Genomic DNA, 14,822 nt, shown 5'->3' with positions numbered 1-14,822 from the left:
TGTGAGGACGGGGCTCGTACGACGCGATGAAGCGTCGTACGGGCCCCGTGCTATGACTGACGTTCCGAACAGAGCCACGGAGTCACCATGAAGACGATCGACGACCTCGTCCAGGACGGCGTAGCGGGCAAGCGGATCTTCGTCCGTGCCGACCTGAACGTGCCGCTGGACGGCACCACCATCACCGACGACGGCCGTATCCGCGCCGTCGCGCCGACCATCGCCAAGCTCGCCGAGGCCGGCGCCAAGGTGATCGTCGCCTCGCACCTGGGCCGTCCCAAGGGCGCACCGGACCCGGCCTTCTCGCTCGCCCCGGCGGCGCGGCGGCTGGGTGAACTGCTCGGCAAGGACGTGGCGTTCGCCACCGACACGGTCGGCGCGTCCGCGCAGGAGACCGTCGCGGGCCTCACCGACGGCCAGGTGGCCGTCCTGGAGAACCTCCGCTTCAACGCGGGCGAGACCAGCAAGGACGACGCCGAGCGCGGCGCGTTCGCCGACCAGCTGGCCGCCCTCGCCGACCTGTACGTCGGTGACGGCTTTGGTGCCGTGCACCGCAAGCACGCCTCGGTGTACGACCTGCCGGCCCGCCTGCCGCACGCCGCCGGCGACCTGATCGCCGCCGAGGTCACCGTCCTGAAGAAGCTCACCGAGGACGTCAAGCGTCCGTACGCGGTCGTGCTCGGCGGTGCCAAGGTCTCCGACAAGCTCGGCGTCATCGACCACCTGCTGGAGAAGGCCGACCGCATCCTCATCGGCGGCGGCATGGCGTACACCTTCCTCAAGGCCCAGGGCCACGAGGTCGGCATCTCGCTCCTCCAGGAGGACCAGATCCCGGCGGTCAAGGACTACATGAAGCGCGCCGAGGAGCGTGGCGTGGAGTTCGTGCTCCCCGTCGACGTGCTGGTCTCCGCCGACTTCCCGGACCTGAAGACCAAGGCCCCGGCCAACCCCACCGTGGTCGCCGCCGACGCGATCCCGGCGGACCAGGAGGGCCTGGACATCGGCCCGAAGACCCGCGAGCTGTACGCGGCGAAGCTGAAGGACGCGGCCACCGTCTTCTGGAACGGCCCGATGGGCGTCTTCGAGCACCCCGACTACGCGAACGGCACCAAGGCCGTCGCGCAGGGCCTGCTCGACTCCGCGGCGTTCACCGTCGTCGGCGGCGGTGACTCGGCCGCTGCCGTACGCCTGCTCGGTTTCGACGAGAATGCTTTCGGCCACATCTCGACCGGTGGCGGCGCCAGCCTCGAATACCTCGAAGGCAAGACGCTCCCCGGCCTCGCCGCTCTGGAGGACTGAAGAACCGTGACGGTACGCACCCCGCTGATGGCGGGCAACTGGAAGATGAACCTCAACCACCTCGAGGCCATCGCGCACGTCCAGAAGCTCGCCTTCGCACTCGCCGACAAGGACTACGAGGCCGTCGAGGTCGCGGTCCTGCCGCCCTTCACCGACCTGCGGTCGGTGCAGTCGCTGGTCGACGGCGACAAGCTGAAGATCAAGTACGGCGCCCAGGACATCTCGGCGCACGACTCCGGCGCCTTCACCGGTGAGATCTCCGGCCCCATGCTCGCCAAGCTGAAGTGCGCGTACGTGGCCATCGGCCACAGCGAGCGCCGCCAGTACCACGGCGAGGACGAGGCGACCTGCAACGCCAAGGTCAAGGCCGCCTTCAAGCACGGCATCACCCCGATCCTCTGCGTCGGCGAGGGCCTGGACGTCCGCAAGGCCGGCAACCAGGTCGCGCACACCCTCGCCCAGGTCGACGGCGCGCTGAAGGACGTCCCGGCCGAGCAGGCCGAGACGATCGTCATCGCGTACGAGCCGGTGTGGGCCATCGGCACCGGTGAGGTCGCCACCCCCGAGGACGCGCAGGAGGTCTGCGGTGCGATCCGCCGCCGCCTCGCGGAGCTGTACAGCCAGGAGCTCGCCGACAAGGTGCGGATCCAGTACGGCGGCTCGGTGAAGTCCGGTAACGTCGCCGCGATCATGGCGCAGCCGGACGTCGACGGCGCCCTGATCGGTGGCGCCGCGCTGGACGCCGACGAGTTCGTCAAGATCGTTCGGTTCCGCGACCAGTAGCGGTCACGGCCGCGCTCCGTACCACCGTGAGCAGCGGCTATGACGGCGGGCCCGGCCCGTCGTAGGCTGTCGGGGCCGGGCCCGGTGTCACACGACGCCGCCCCGGCCCCACCCGCATCAGATCCGCTTGTCCTCCCGTCCGTCAGTCCTAGAGAGTTGGTCCAGCCGTGGTCATGGGATTCTCGATCGCCCTCATCGTCTTCAGCGTGCTGCTGATGATGCTGGTGCTCATGCACAAGGGGAAGGGCGGCGGTCTGTCCGACATGTTCGGTGGCGGTATGCAGTCCTCGGTCGGCGGCTCCTCCGTCGCGGAGCGGAACCTCGACCGCATCACCATCGTCGTCGGCCTGATGTGGTTCGCGTGCATCGTCGTCCTCGGCATCCTGATGAAGCTGGACAACTAGAGAGCTCCGGACGAGCGGAGAGCTGGGGACTGGTCCCAAGCTCTGACATACCGTCGGGGACGCGGCTTATCATGAGTGCGGCGTCCTTCCGTGACCGGGTAACTCCTGTCACTGGACGCGCGTTGGGCCTTACGTAGACTGGGGCGCCCGCAGCGGAGGCTCCCATCGAGGCTTCGCAGCACCATGACGCAGGGAGTTACGACCGTGGCAAGTGGCAACGCGATCCGAGGAAGTCGGGTCGGGGCGGGGCCGATGGGGGAGGCCGAGCGGGGCGAGTCCGCGCCGCGCATCCGCATCTCCTTCTGGTGCTCCAACGGGCACGAGACGCAGCCCAGCTTCGCCGGCGACGCGCAGATTCCTGACACCTGGGACTGCCCGCGCTGTGGCTTCCCCGCAGGCAAGGACCGGGACAACCCGCCGGACCCGCCGCGCACCGAGCCGTACAAGACGCACCTGGCGTACGTACGGGAGCGCCGGACGGACGCGGACGGCGAGGCGATTCTCGCGGAGGCGCTCGCCAAGCTCCGCGGCGAGATCTGACGACTCCTCCTCCGCAGCGCTACTGACGGAACATGAAGAGTGCACCGGCCCGGCCGGAAGGTTTCGGCCTTCCTGCCGGGCCGGCCGCGTTGCGCTGTTCGAGTGGCCTCGCAGGTGAATCCGGTACGGACACACGGGTGTCAGCCGTTCGACGGCGGGCGACATCTCTCCCCACTCTCGGCTTCGCTCGAGTGGGAGGTGCCCCCATCGCCCCCTGATCAATTAGGTTGGAGGGTGGCGGGGCCGATACGAGACCAAAGAAGGCTGATGTCCGAGATGAACGCAGATGGCCGCAGCAGGCTCGACCAGACGTCCGAGTGGGCGGCCCTGGGGAAGCACCGCGAACAACTCGCGAGCACGCATCTGCGCGAGCTGTTCGAGCAGGACCCCGGCCGGGCGGAGCGGTACACGCTCCAGGTCGGCGACCTGCACCTGGACTACTCCAAGCACCTGGTGACCGACGAGACGCTGCGCCTGCTGCGCGAGCTGGCCGCGGCGACGAAGGTCACCGAGCTGCGGGACGCGATGTTCCGCGGCGAGAAGATCAATATCACGGAGAACCGCGCGGTGCTGCACACCGCGCTGCGTGCGCCGGAGTCGGCGGTCGTCAAGGTCGACGGCGAGAACGTCGTCCCCGCCGTGCACGCCGTCCTGCGCAAGATGCAGGTGTTCACCGACCGGATCCGCTCCGGCGACTGGAAGGGCCACACCGGCAAGCGCATCAAGAACGTCGTCAACGTCGGCATCGGCGGCTCCGACCTGGGCCCGGCGATGGCGTACGAGGCGCTGCGCTCCTACACCGACCGCGACATGCAGTTCCGGTTCGTCTCCAACGTCGACGGCGCGGACCTGCACGAGGCCGTGCGCGACCTGGACCCGGCCGAGACGCTCTTCATCATCGCCTCGAAGACCTTCACCACCATCGAGACGATCACCAACGCGAAGTCGGCCCGCGACTGGCTGCTGAGCGGCCTGGGCGCCGGTGACGAGGCGGTGGCCAAGCACTTCGTGGCGCTGTCCACCAACGCCGAGAAGGTCGCCGAGTTCGGCATCGACACGGCCAACATGTTCGAGTTCTGGGACTGGGTCGGCGGCCGTTACTCCTACGACTCCGCCATCGGCCTGTCGCTGATGATCGCGATCGGCCCGGCGCACTTCCGCGAGATGCTGGCCGGCTTCCACCTGGTCGACGAGCACTTCCGGTGCGCGCCGCCCGAGGAGAACGCGCCGCTGCTGCTCGGCCTGCTGGGCGTCTGGTACGGCAACTTCTGGGACGCGCAGTCGCACGCGGTGCTGCCGTACAGCCACTACCTCTCGAAGTTCACGGCCTACCTCCAGCAGCTGGACATGGAGTCCAACGGCAAGTACGTGGGCCGCGACGGCCAGGAGGTCAGCTGGCAGACGGGCCCGGTGGTGTGGGGCACGCCCGGCACCAACGGCCAGCACGCGTACTACCAGCTGCTGCACCAGGGCACGAAGATGATCCCGGCCGACTTCATCGGCTTCGCGAACCCGGTGGAGGACCTCCAGTCCGGCCTGGTCGCCCAGCACGACCTGCTGATGGCCAACCTCTTCGCGCAGGGCCAGGCGCTGGCCTTCGGCAAGACGCCGGAGGAGGTGCGTGCCGAGGGCGTGCCGGAGGAGCTGGTGACGCACAAGACCTTCAAGGGCAACCGCCCCTCCACGACCATCCTGGCCAAGGAGCTCACCCCCTCCGTGCTGGGCCAGCTGATCGCCCTCTACGAGCACAAGGTGTTCGTCCAGGGCGCCGTCTGGAACATCGACTCCTTCGACCAGTGGGGCGTCGAGCTGGGCAAGGTGCTCGCCAAGCGCGTCGAGCCGGCGCTGACCGAGGGCGCCGAGGTCGAAGGGCTGGACGCCTCGACGAAGTCGCTGGTGGCCACCTACCGCACGATGCGGGGGCGCTGATCCCGGTGCACGAGGACGCGCTCACGAGCTTTCTGAACCTGCTGACCCCGGAGAACCGCCAGTGGCTGGTGGACCAGCCGGCGGCCAAGCAGCAGGAGGTGGCCGCCCGGCACCTCGAAGCGGAGCAAGGCGACAAGGAGGCCGGCCTCGGCCCGTACAACACCCTCGACGAGGACGTCGACGGTGTGGCCGTGGGTGACCTCCAGGACCCGGCGCGCCTGGCCAACGCCATGGTGCGCCAGGAGCGGGAGCGGCAGTCGTGACCCGCTGAGCGCGGCCCGGCTAGGATCCCCTGGACGATCATTGATACCGCGTTCGTCCGGGGGATGCGCTTATGCTGTGGCGTTGGCTGTGGGGCTGGGAGAGCGGAAGATACCGGTCCCGGTGGGGGATGCTCGATCCCAAGCACGCGGCATGGCGGCTCTTCCACCCCGAGTGGGTCCCGGAGGCGGACGACCCGGCCGTGGAGCGGCTCAAGCGCGTCCGCGTCCTCGCCGGCATGGTCGTGTCGTTCGGGGTCTACACGTTCGTGGCCCACGACTTCGACGTCAGCCAGGTCCTGGAGAACATCGCGGTCGCCGGTCTGGTCCTGCTCGTCAGCACTCCGTTGACGGTCGGCGTGATGCTGCTCGTCTGGCGCCGCGGCGGACCGTTGCGGCCCTTGCGGCGCACTCTCCTCGGCTGCCTGAAGCTGCTGGTGGGGTTCGTCGGGACGCTGGTCGGAACGGCCCTGCTGTTCTGGTACTTCACGAGGCAGGGCGGGGTGCTGGTGCTCCTTCCGGTGGTGCTCTGGCTGTGGGGCTTCGTCGTCCAGGCCGCCCTGCGGGTCAACGGCAACTTCTTCGGCACCGGTGCCGTCCACCGGTGCCTGCCGCCGGTCCTGGCTGCCGTCACCTCCTGGCTGATGGCGCTTCCCGACCTGGCCACCGGCGATCTGCACGGTCTCGGAGCCCGGCTGGGCACCGTCTTCATCCTGGGCGCCCCCGTCCTGGTCACCGCGATTGCCCTGCTGGAAATGCGCCGGGTGCGGCGCTTCCACGGCATCCGGCTGCGGGACCATCCCGGAGTGCGGCACCGCGCCGCCCATCCGCCGCCGCGGCAGGATCCCGCCGCGAACCCGTACGGCAACGGGTACGGACAGCCGTACGGGAACGGGTACGGACAGCCGTACGGGAGCGGGTACGGACAGCCGTACGGAAACCCGTATGCGGGCGGGAACCACCCGTACCCGGGCGGGAACCACCCGTACCCGGGCGGACATCCGCATGACGGTGGGAATCCCTACGCGTAGCCGCGTCCCGCGACGCGAGGGGCCCCGCACCGTCGTCCGGTGCGGGGCCCCTCGCGCAGATACGGCCGTGCGGGCTCAGGCCGAGGCCGGCGGGTACAGCCCGCGCGGCAGCTGGGAGGCGGCCGCCTCGTCCAGCAGCCAGAGCGTACGGCTGCGGCCGTACGCGCCCGCCGCCGGTGCCTGTATCTCACCGGCACCGGACAGGGCCATCGCGGCCGCGTTCGCCTTGTCCTCGCCCGCCGCGAGCAGCCAGACCTCCCGCGCCGCCCGGATGGCGGGCAGGGTCAGCGAGATCCGGGTGGGCGGCGGCTTGGGCGCGCCGTGCACGCCGACCACCGTCCGCTCGGTCTCCCGCGCCGCCGGGTGCTCGGGGAAGAGCGAGGCGACGTGGGTGTCCGGGCCGACGCCCAGGAGGAGGACGTCGAAGGACGGGACCGGGCCGTGGTCCTCAGGCCCGGCAGCGGCGGCCAGGTCGGCGGCGTACGCCTCGGCCGCGGCGTCCGCGTCGTTGCCGTACCCGCCGTCGGACGGCGGCATCACGTGCACCCGCGCCGGGTCCAGCGGGACGCCGTCCAGCAGCGCCTCGCGGGCCTGGGTGTGGTTGCGCTCCGGGTCGCCCTCGGGCAGGAACCGCTCGTCGCCCCACCACAGGTCCAGCCGGGACCAGTCCACCGCGTCCCGGGCCGGCGCCTCGGCGAGGGCCGCGAGCAGCCCGTTGCCGTTGCGGCCGCCCGTCAGGACGACGGAGGCCGAGCCACGCGCGGCCTGGGCGTCCACGATCTTCGTGATCAGCCGGGCCGCCGCCGCCTTGGCCATCAGCTCCTTGTCGCGGTGGACGACGACCTGCGGCGCGCTCACTTGGCGGCCGCCTTCTTCGCCGGCGTCTTCTTCGCCGCGGCCTTGCCCTTGGGGGCGTCCTCGGCGGACTGCGCCTCGGCCTCCCGCTCGGCGTCCTCGGCGGTCTTCGCCGATTCGCCCGGGAGCCCTTCCTTGTACTCGCCCAGCCGCTCCACGCCGAACTTCAGCGCGGACGCGTAGGTGTCGTCCGGGTCCAGCCGGCGCAGCTCCTCGGCGAGCAGCTCGGCGGTCTCCCGCCGCTGCAGCGCCACCGAGCGGTCCGGCTGGCCGGTCATGCACAGGGTGGCCATCGCGCCGTCCGCACGGTCCAGCACGATCGGACCGTTCTTGGTCTCCATCCGGACGGCCGTCAGGCCGGGGCCCGCGGAGAGCGTCCGCTGGACGGGGACGTGCAGCCGGTCGGCGAGCCACATGGCGAGCAGCTCGCAGCTGGGGTTGTACTCCTCGCCCTCGACCGTGACCGAGGTGACCTCGCTCGGCTGCTGGTCGAGCGCGGCGGCCAGCATCGAACGCCAGGGCGTGATGCGGGTCCAGGCCAGGTCGGTGTCGCCGGGGGTGTAGGCCTCGGCGCGCGCGGTCAGCTCCTGGACGGGCTGCTCGGCGGCGTAGGTGTCGGTGACGCGGCGCTGGGCCAGCGCGCCGAGCGGGTCGGCCGCCGGGTTCGTCGGGCCGCCGACGGGCCACCAGACCACCACGGGGGCGTCCGGCAGCAGCAGCGGCAGCACGACCGACTGGGCGTGGTTGATGGCCTCGCCGTACAGCCGCAGCACGACCGTCTCGCCGGTGCCGGCGTCCGCGCCGACCCGTACCTCGGCGTCGAGGCGGGCCTGGGCGCGGCCCCGCGGCGAGCGGCTGACGCGCTTGATGACGACCAGGGTGCGCGAGGGGTGCTCGCGGGAGGCCTCGTTGGCGGCCTTGAGGGCGTCGTAGGCGTTCTCCTCGTCGGTGACGATGACGAGGGTGAGCACCATGCCCACGGCCGGGGTGCCGATGGCACGGCGGCCCTGGACCAGCGCCTTGTTGATCTTGCTGGCCGTGGTTTCGGTGAGGTCGATCTTCATGGCCGACGCCAGCTCCGTCCGTCTCGTGCGAGCATTTCGTCCGCCTCGACGGGTCCCCAGGTACCCGCCGGGTACTGCGCGGGCTTGCCGTGCGTGTCCCAGTACTGCTCGATCGGGTCGAGGATCTTCCAGGACAGCTCGACCTCCTCCGTGCGCGGGAAGAGGTTGGCGTCTCCGAGGAGGACGTCCAGGATCAGGCGCTCGTACGCCTCGGGGCTGGACTCCGTGAAGGACTCGCCGTACGCGAAGTCCATCGAGACGTCCCGTACCTCCATCGAGGTGCCCGGGACCTTCGAGCCGAACCGCACCGTCACGCCTTCGTCCGGCTGCACCCGGATGACCAGGGCGTTCTGCCCCAGCTCCTCGGTGGCCGTGTGGTCGAAGGGGGAGTGCGGGGCGCGCTGGAAGACGACCGCGATCTCGGTGACGCGGCGGCCCAGGCGCTTGCCGGTGCGCAGGTAGAAGGGCACGCCCGCCCAGCGGCGGTTGTCGATGCCCAGCTTGACCGCGGCGTAGGTGTCGGTCTTCGACTTGGGGTCGATGCCCTCTTCCTGGAGGTAGCCGACGGCCTTCTCGCCGCCCTGCCAGCCTTCCGCGTACTGCGCGCGGACCGTCTCCTTGCCCAGGTCCTTGGGCAGCCGGACCGCGCCGAGGACCTTGGCCTTCTCCGCGACCAGCGCGTCCGCGTCGAAGGAGGCGGGCTCCTCCATGGCGGTCAGCGCGAGCAGCTGGAGCAGGTGGTTCTGGATCACGTCACGGGCCGCGCCGATGCCGTCGTAGTAGCCGGCCCGGCCGCCGATGCCGATGTCCTCGGCCATCGTGATCTGTACGTGGTCCACGTAGGAGCGGTTCCACAGCGGCTCGAACATCGTGTTGGCGAAGCGCAGCGCCAGGATGTTCTGGACCGTCTCCTTGCCGAGGTAGTGGTCGATCCGGAAGACCGAATCGGGCGGGAAGACCTCGTGGACGATGCGGTTGAGATCGCGAGCGCTCTCCAGGTCGTGGCCGAAGGGCTTCTCGATGACCGCACGGCGCCAGGAGCCTTCCTTCTGGTCGGCCAGCCCGTGGTTCTTGAGCTGCTGGACCACGGTGGGGAAGAACTTGGGGGGCACGGACAGGTAGAAGGCGAAGTTGCCGCCGGTGCCCTGGGCCTTGTCCAGGTCCTGGATCGTGCTCTTGAGCGTCTCGAAGGCCTGGTCGTCGTCGAAGTTGCCCTGGACGAAGCGCATGCCCTGGCTGAGCTGCTGCCAGACCTCCTCGCGGAACGGGGTCCGCGAGTGCTCCTTGACCGCGTCGTGGACGACCTGGGCGAAGTCCTCGTTCTCCCAGTCGCGGCGGGCGAAGCCGATGAGCGAGAAGCCCGGCGGCAGCAGGCCGCGATTGGCCAGGTCGTAAACGGCAGGCATCAGCTTTTTACGTGACAAATCGCCCGTGACGCCGAAGATGACGAGGCCCGACGGCCCCGCGATACGCGGGAGCCGTCGGTCCGCGGCGTCACGCAGCGGATTGCTGCTTGACAAGAGTCTCAGCCCTCCGAAGGAGCGAGGCGCTTCAGCTCCGCCTCGGTCGACTTGAGCAGGTCGTTCCAGGCCGACTCGAACTTGTCGACGCCCTCGTCCTCCAGGAGCTGGACGACCTCGTCGTACGAGACGCCCAGCTTCGCGAGCGCGTCGATGTCGGCCTGCGCCTCCTGGTACCCGCCGCTCACGGTGTCACCCGTGATCTCGCCGTGGTCGGCGGTGGCCTCCAGGGTGGCCTCCGGCATGGTGTTGACCGTGTTCGGCGCGACCAGCTGCTCGACGTACAGCGTGTCCTTGAGCTCGGGGTCCTTCACACCGGTGGAGGCCCACAGCGGACGCTGCTTGTTGGCGCCGGCCTTCTCCAGGGCGGCCCAGCGGTCCGAGGAGAAGACCTCCTCGTACGCCTGGTAGGCCAGCCGGGCGTTGGCGAGGGCCGACTTGCCCTTGAGGGCCTTGGCCTCGTCGGTGCCGATGCCGTCCAGGCGCTTGTCGATCTCGGTGTCCACGCGGGACACGAAGAAGGACGCCACGGAGTGGATCTTGTCCAGCTCCAGGCCCATGGCCTTGGCCTTCTCCAGGCCGGCCAGGTAGGCGTCCATGACCTCGCGGTAGCGCTCCAGCGAGAAGATCAGCGTGACGTTGACGCTGATGCCCTTGCCGATGACCTCGGTGATCGCGGGCAGACCGGCCTTGGTCGCCGGGATCTTGATGAGGGTGTTCGGGCGGTCCACCAGCCAGGCGAGCTGCTTGGCCTCGGCGACGGTCGCCTTCGTGTGGTGCGCCAGACGGGGGTCGACCTCGATGGAGACCCGGCCGTCCTGGCCGTCGGTGGCGTCGAAGACCGGACGGAGGATGTCGGCCGCGTCCCGCACGTCCGCGGTGGTGATCATGCGGATGGCTTCCTCGACGGTGACCTTGCGGGCCGCGAGGTCGGAGACCTGCTGCTCGTAGCCCTCACCGGAGGAGATCGCCTTCTGGAAGATCGACGGGTTGGTGGTGACACCCACCACGTGGCTCTGGTCGATCAGCTCGGCGAGGTTGCCGGACGTGATGCGCTTGCGCGACAGGTCGTCCAGCCAGATCGCAACGCCTTCGTCGGAAAGGCGCTTGAGTGCGTCTGTCATGGGAATTGCATCTCCTACTTGTCGTCTATGGACGTCAGCGCGCGGCGGCGTCGATCGATTCCCGCGCGGCGGCGGCCACGTTCTCGGGCGTGAAGCCGAACTCGCGGAAGAGGACCTTGCCGTCGGCGGAGGCGCCGAAGTGCTCCAGCGACACGATGCGGCCGGCGTCACCCACGTACTTGTGCCAGGTCAGGCCGATGCCCGCCTCGACGGCGACGCGAGCCTTGACGGCCGGCGGCAGCACGCTGTCCTTGTACGCCTGGTCCTGCTCCTCGAACCACTCCACGCACGGCATCGACACGACGCGCGTCGGAACGCCCGCGGCCTGCAGCTGCTCACGCGCCTCGACCGCGAGGTGCACCTCGGAGCCGGTGGCGATCAGCACGACCTCGGGCTCGCCGCCCTCGGCGTCGAACAGGACGTAACCGCCCTTGGCCACGTTCTCGTTCGCCTCGTACGTCGGCACGCCCTGACGGGTCAGCGCGAAGCCGGTCGGGGCGCCCTTGCCGAACTCCTTGGTCCAGCGCTTGAGGACCTCGCGCCAGGCCAGCGCGGTCTCGTTGGCGTCCGCCGGACGGACCACGTTCAGGCCCGGGATGGCGCGCAGCGAGGCCAGGTGCTCCACCGGCTGGTGGGTCGGGCCGTCCTCACCCAGACCGATCGAGTCGTGCGTCCACACGTACGTGACCGGCAGGTGCATCAGGGCCGACAGGCGTACGGCGTTGCGCATGTAGTCGGAGAACACCAGGAAGGTGCCGCCGTAGATGCGGGTGTTGCCGTGCAGCGCGATGCCGTTCATCTCCGCGGCCATGGAGTGCTCGCGGATACCGAAGTGAATCGTACGCCCGTACGGGTCGGCCTCGGGCAGGGTGTTGCCCACCGGCAGGAACGAGGAGTTCTTGTCGATGGTGGTGTTGTTCGAGCCCGCGAGGTCGGCGGAGCCGCCCCACAGCTCGGGGATCACACCGCCCAGCGCCTGCAGGATCTTGCCGGACGCGGCACGGGTGGCCACGGCCTTGCCGGTCTCGAAGGAGGGCAGGTGCTCCTCCCAGCCGGCCGGCAGCTCGCCCGCGCGGATGCGGTCGAACTCGGCCGCACGCTCGGGGTTGGCGGTGCGCCACTCGCCGAAGGACTTCTCCCACTCGGCCTTGGCGTCACGGCCGCGGTCCAGCGCCGCACGGGTGTGCGCCAGGACCTCGTCGGCGACCTCGAAGTCCTTCTCGGGGTCGAAGCCGAGGACGCGCTTGGTGGCGGCGACCTCGTCGGCGCCCAGCGCCGAGCCGTGCGCGGCCTCGGTGTTCTGGGCGTTCGGGGCCGGCCAGGCGATGATCGAGCGCATCGCGATGAAGGACGGGCGGTCGGTCACGGCCTTGGCCGCCTCGATCGCCGCGTACAGCGCCTCGGGGTCGAGGTCGCCGTTCTCCTTGGGCTCGACGCGCTGGACGTGCCAGCCGTACGCCTCGTACCGCTTCTCGGTGTCCTCGGAGATCGCGGTCTCGGTGTCGCCCTCGATCGAGATGTGGTTGTCGTCCCACAGCATGATCAGGTTGCCGAGCTTCTGGTGCCCGGCCATGGAGGACGCCTCGGCCGAGATGCCCTCCTGGAGGCAGCCGTCGCCGGCGATCACGTAGATGTGGTGGTCGAACGGCGAGGTGCCGGCGGCCGCCTCGGGGTCGAACAGGCCACGCTCGTACCGGGCGGCCATCGCCATGCCCACCGCGTTGGCCACGCCCTGGCCCAGCGGGCCGGTGGTGGTCTCCACACCCACGGTGTGGCCGTACTCCGGGTGGCCGGGGGTCTTCGAGCCCCAGGTGCGGAAGGCCTTCAGGTCGTCCAGCTCCAGGCCGAAACCGGCCAGGTACAGCTGGATGTACAGGGTCAGGGACGAGTGGCCGGCGGACAGCACGAACCGGTCACGGCCGGTCCAGTCCGCGTCGGCGGGGTCGTGCCGCATGACCTTCTGAAAGAGGGTGTAGGCGGCAGGAGCGAGGCTCATGGCCGTGCCCGGGTGGCCGTTACCGACCTTCTGCACGGCGTCTGCGGCCAGAACGCGGACGGTATCGACGGCCCGCTGGTCCATTTCGGTCCACTCAAGACCTGTGGTGGTCGGCTTGGTGCTCACCCTGGGTCAGGGCTCCTCTCCACATGTCGAATGCCGGGGGTCGGAAATGCCCTCGGACGTTGTCGAGCCTACCTTCGCGGGAGCCGCATTTTTCCGCCGGAACCCCGCTCGGCGCCCCCTGCAACACATGAGTTTTCAAGGCACCGAACGAGCGCCCGAATGAGCAGGTGAACGCCCAGGAGACAGGGGGTGTCGGCCCCAGGATCAGACTGCCGTCACGAGCCCCCTTTCGCCCGCTGAACATCCGCGTGTCCGGGCACTCGGGTGCCATTCCTTCCGGCCGGGGCGAAGCCAACACGACCCGACCCCCGCGAAGATCGCGCTACCCGCAACGTCTAGAGTGGCGTGGTACGCGCAAGTCTTCACCGGGCCTTCACCGCCCGGCTGTGCTTGCTGGCCTTATCTCCGCGGCGCCAGCCGCAGAAGTTACTTCCAGGGGTGTGCGTGACGGCCGTCGAATCCCGTCCTGCGGGGGCGCTCTCTCGGAGCCCGGGGAATCCCGGTCCCGTGAACCGGCCGTTCGGGGCCCGGGTCATGGCATTCGTGGCACTGACCAAGCCGCGGATCATCGAGCTGCTGCTCATCACCACCGTTCCGGTGATGTTCCTCGCCGAACAGGGCGTGCCCGACCTGACGCTGGTGCTGCTCACCTGCGTCGGCGGCTACCTCTCGGCGGGCGGCGCCAACGCGCTGAACATGTACATCGACCGCGACATCGACGCGCTCATGGACCGCACGTCGCAACGTCCGCTGGTCACCGGCATGGTCAGCCCGCGCGAGTGCCTGGTCTTCGGCATCTCGCTCGCCGTGATCTCGACGCTCCTCTTCGGACTGACCGTCAACTGGCTCTCGGCCTGGCTCTCGCTCGGCGCGCTGCTCTTCTACGTGGTCGTCTACACGATGATCCTGAAGCGCCGTACCTCCCAGAACATCGTCTGGGGCGGCATCGCCGGCTGCCTGCCGGTCCTCATCGGCTGGTCGTCCGTGACCAACTCGATGTCCTGGGCGCCGATCGTCCTCTTCATGGTGATGTTCTTCTGGACGCCGCCGCACTACTGGCCGCTGTCCATGAAGGTGAAGGAGGACTACGCGCGTGTCGGCGTGCCGATGCTCCCCGTCCTCGCCTCGAACAAGGTCGTCGCGCGGCAGATCGTCCTCTACAGCTGGGTGATGGTCGGCGTGTCGCTGCTGCTGCAGCCGCTGGGCTACACGGGCTGGTTCTACACGATCGTGGCCGTGCTGTGCGGGGCCTTCTGGCTGAAGGAGGCGCACGCCCTGCAGGCCCGCGCCAAGGCGGAGGTCACCGGCGCCAAGCTCAAGGAGATGCGGCTCTTCCACTGGTCCATCACCTACGTGTCGCTGCTCTTCGTGGCGGTCGCGGTGGACCCGTTCCTGCGCTTCTGAGCCCCGGTCCTGCCGTGGAGGCCGTGCGCCGGTGGCCGTGAGGCCGTTCGGCGGGCGGCCTCTTCCGCGTTCTGTTACCGGCGGGTAGCATGCGGCTCATGGCAGACACCAAGCAGGCGGACGAGCAGCTGGACAAGCGCTCCGAGAAGCAGGCGGCGAGGCTCGCCCGTGAGATGCGGAACTTCGCCGGGTCCCACGGCGGCAGCGCCGAGGGCCAGCTCGCCCACATAGGGCGCGGCCGGGTGCGCGTCGCCCTCGTCGGCGGCAACGGCGAGTGGGGCAACCTCGTCGCCCCCTCCCAGGCGGCCGCCCGCAAGGCCGCCGAGCTGGCCGGGGTGACCCTTCACGACGACTTCGACGGCGACCTGGCCGCCAAGGTCCGCACCGGCCCGTACGAGTGGTCGCGGATGGCCGGCATCCAGGTGGGCGGCCCCTCCAACGGCTGAACCTGCCGCGCGCACGCAGAAGCCCGCCGGCCACGGTCCTC

At 69.8% G+C, this 14,822-nt stretch carries 14 protein-coding genes; 9 read left to right on the top strand and 5 right to left on the bottom strand.

Annotated features, from left to right (window positions below; genetic code table 11):
• Nucleotides 1–87: 87 nt before the first annotated feature.
• The 7 genes from AAC944_RS10090 (at nt 88) to AAC944_RS10060 (ending at nt 6,246) form a co-directional block, all read left to right on the top strand.
• Entirely contained in the window at nt 88–1,299 is a 1,212-nt protein-coding gene (locus AAC944_RS10090; RefSeq protein ID WP_030619218.1) for a phosphoglycerate kinase, read from the top strand.
• Nucleotides 1,300–1,305: 6 nt separating this feature from the next.
• Nucleotides 1,306–2,082, top strand: a complete 777-nt coding sequence (gene tpiA / locus AAC944_RS10085) for a triose-phosphate isomerase (protein ID WP_030619215.1) — start codon at nt 1,306–1,308, stop codon at nt 2,080–2,082.
• Nucleotides 2,083–2,255: 173 nt separating this feature from the next.
• Entirely contained in the window at nt 2,256–2,486 is a 231-nt protein-coding gene (gene secG / locus AAC944_RS10080) for a preprotein translocase subunit SecG (RefSeq protein ID WP_196943149.1), read from the top strand.
• 204 nt (nt 2,487–2,690) lie between these two features.
• On the top strand, nt 2,691–3,026 hold the full coding sequence (locus tag AAC944_RS10075; RefSeq protein ID WP_078600932.1) for an RNA polymerase-binding protein RbpA: 336 nt from the start codon (nt 2,691–2,693) through the stop codon (nt 3,024–3,026).
• 276 nt (nt 3,027–3,302) lie between these two features.
• Nucleotides 3,303–4,955: a glucose-6-phosphate isomerase gene (pgi, locus tag AAC944_RS10070; RefSeq protein WP_030619207.1), complete on the top strand. Its 1,653-nt coding sequence runs from the start codon at nt 3,303–3,305 to the stop codon at nt 4,953–4,955.
• Between the two features lie 5 nt (nt 4,956–4,960).
• Entirely contained in the window at nt 4,961–5,218 is a 258-nt protein-coding gene (locus tag AAC944_RS10065) for a hypothetical protein (protein ID WP_030619204.1), read from the top strand.
• Nucleotides 5,219–5,346: 128 nt separating this feature from the next.
• Nucleotides 5,347–6,246: a sulfur globule family protein gene (locus tag AAC944_RS10060; protein ID WP_030619201.1), complete on the top strand. Its 900-nt coding sequence runs from the start codon at nt 5,347–5,349 to the stop codon at nt 6,244–6,246.
• A 75-nt stretch (nt 6,247–6,321) separates the two neighbouring features.
• On the opposite strand, the gene pgl is transcribed toward AAC944_RS10060, so the two are convergent.
• Genes pgl through tkt form a run of 5 tightly spaced genes read right to left on the bottom strand, consistent with a single transcriptional unit; the run spans nt 6,322 to nt 12,931 of the window.
• A complete protein-coding gene (gene pgl / locus AAC944_RS10055) occupies nt 6,322–7,104 on the bottom strand; it encodes a 6-phosphogluconolactonase (protein ID WP_030619197.1) in 783 nt (260 codons plus the stop codon).
• Nucleotides 7,101–8,165 carry a glucose-6-phosphate dehydrogenase assembly protein OpcA gene (opcA, locus tag AAC944_RS10050; protein ID WP_030619194.1) on the bottom strand — a complete coding sequence of 355 codons (1,065 nt, stop codon included), beginning with the start codon at nt 8,163–8,165 and terminating at the stop codon, nt 7,101–7,103. Before opcA ends, pgl begins: the two co-directional genes overlap by 4 nt.
• Nucleotides 8,162–9,685, bottom strand: a complete 1,524-nt coding sequence (zwf, locus tag AAC944_RS10045) for a glucose-6-phosphate dehydrogenase (protein WP_030619192.1) — start codon at nt 9,683–9,685, stop codon at nt 8,162–8,164. Before zwf ends, opcA begins: the two co-directional genes overlap by 4 nt.
• Before the next feature lie 5 nt (nt 9,686–9,690).
• Entirely contained in the window at nt 9,691–10,809 is a 1,119-nt protein-coding gene (gene tal / locus AAC944_RS10040; protein WP_030619191.1) for a transaldolase, read from the bottom strand.
• Between the two features lie 34 nt (nt 10,810–10,843).
• The gene (gene tkt / locus AAC944_RS10035; protein ID WP_030619189.1) at nt 10,844–12,931 is read right to left on the bottom strand and encodes a transketolase; all 2,088 of its coding nucleotides are present in this window, start codon (nt 12,929–12,931) and stop codon (nt 10,844–10,846) included.
• A 438-nt stretch (nt 12,932–13,369) separates the two neighbouring features.
• Between tkt and AAC944_RS10030 the strand changes: the two genes are divergently transcribed.
• Complete coding sequence (locus AAC944_RS10030) at nt 13,370–14,335, top strand: heme o synthase (protein WP_030619187.1); 966 nt, start codon at nt 13,370–13,372, stop codon at nt 14,333–14,335.
• A gap of 89 nt (nt 14,336–14,424) precedes the next feature.
• Nucleotides 14,425–14,781, top strand: coding sequence for a hypothetical protein (locus AAC944_RS10025; protein ID WP_078888755.1), 357 nt, complete (start codon nt 14,425–14,427; stop codon nt 14,779–14,781).
• The last annotated feature ends 41 nt before the right edge of the window (nt 14,782–14,822 follow it).

The organism is Streptomyces sclerotialus, from assembly GCF_040907265.1.
Taxonomy (GTDB): domain Bacteria; phylum Actinomycetota; class Actinomycetes; order Streptomycetales; family Streptomycetaceae; genus Streptomyces; species Streptomyces sclerotialus.
The sequence above is the reverse complement of the archived record's forward strand: the minus strand, read 5'-3'. Positions and strand labels throughout refer to the sequence as shown.

Bases quoted from the DNA above. Each gene is read 5' to 3' on its own strand.
- pgi (WP_030619207.1), top strand. From the start codon at position 3,303: ATGAACGCAGATGGCCGCAGCAGGCTCGACCAGACGTCCGAGTGGGCG.
- opcA (WP_030619194.1), bottom strand. From the start codon at position 8,165: ATGAAGATCGACCTCACCGAAACCACGGCCAGCAAGATCAACAAGGCG.
- AAC944_RS10060 (WP_030619201.1), top strand. From the start codon at position 5,347: ATGCTCGATCCCAAGCACGCGGCATGGCGGCTCTTCCACCCCGAGTGG.
- tal (WP_030619191.1), bottom strand. From the start codon at position 10,809: ATGACAGACGCACTCAAGCGCCTTTCCGACGAAGGCGTTGCGATCTGG.
- AAC944_RS10025 (WP_078888755.1), top strand. From the start codon at position 14,425: ATGCGGCTCATGGCAGACACCAAGCAGGCGGACGAGCAGCTGGACAAG.
- AAC944_RS10090 (WP_030619218.1), top strand. From the start codon at position 88: ATGAAGACGATCGACGACCTCGTCCAGGACGGCGTAGCGGGCAAGCGG.
- secG (WP_196943149.1), top strand. From the start codon at position 2,256: ATGGGATTCTCGATCGCCCTCATCGTCTTCAGCGTGCTGCTGATGATG.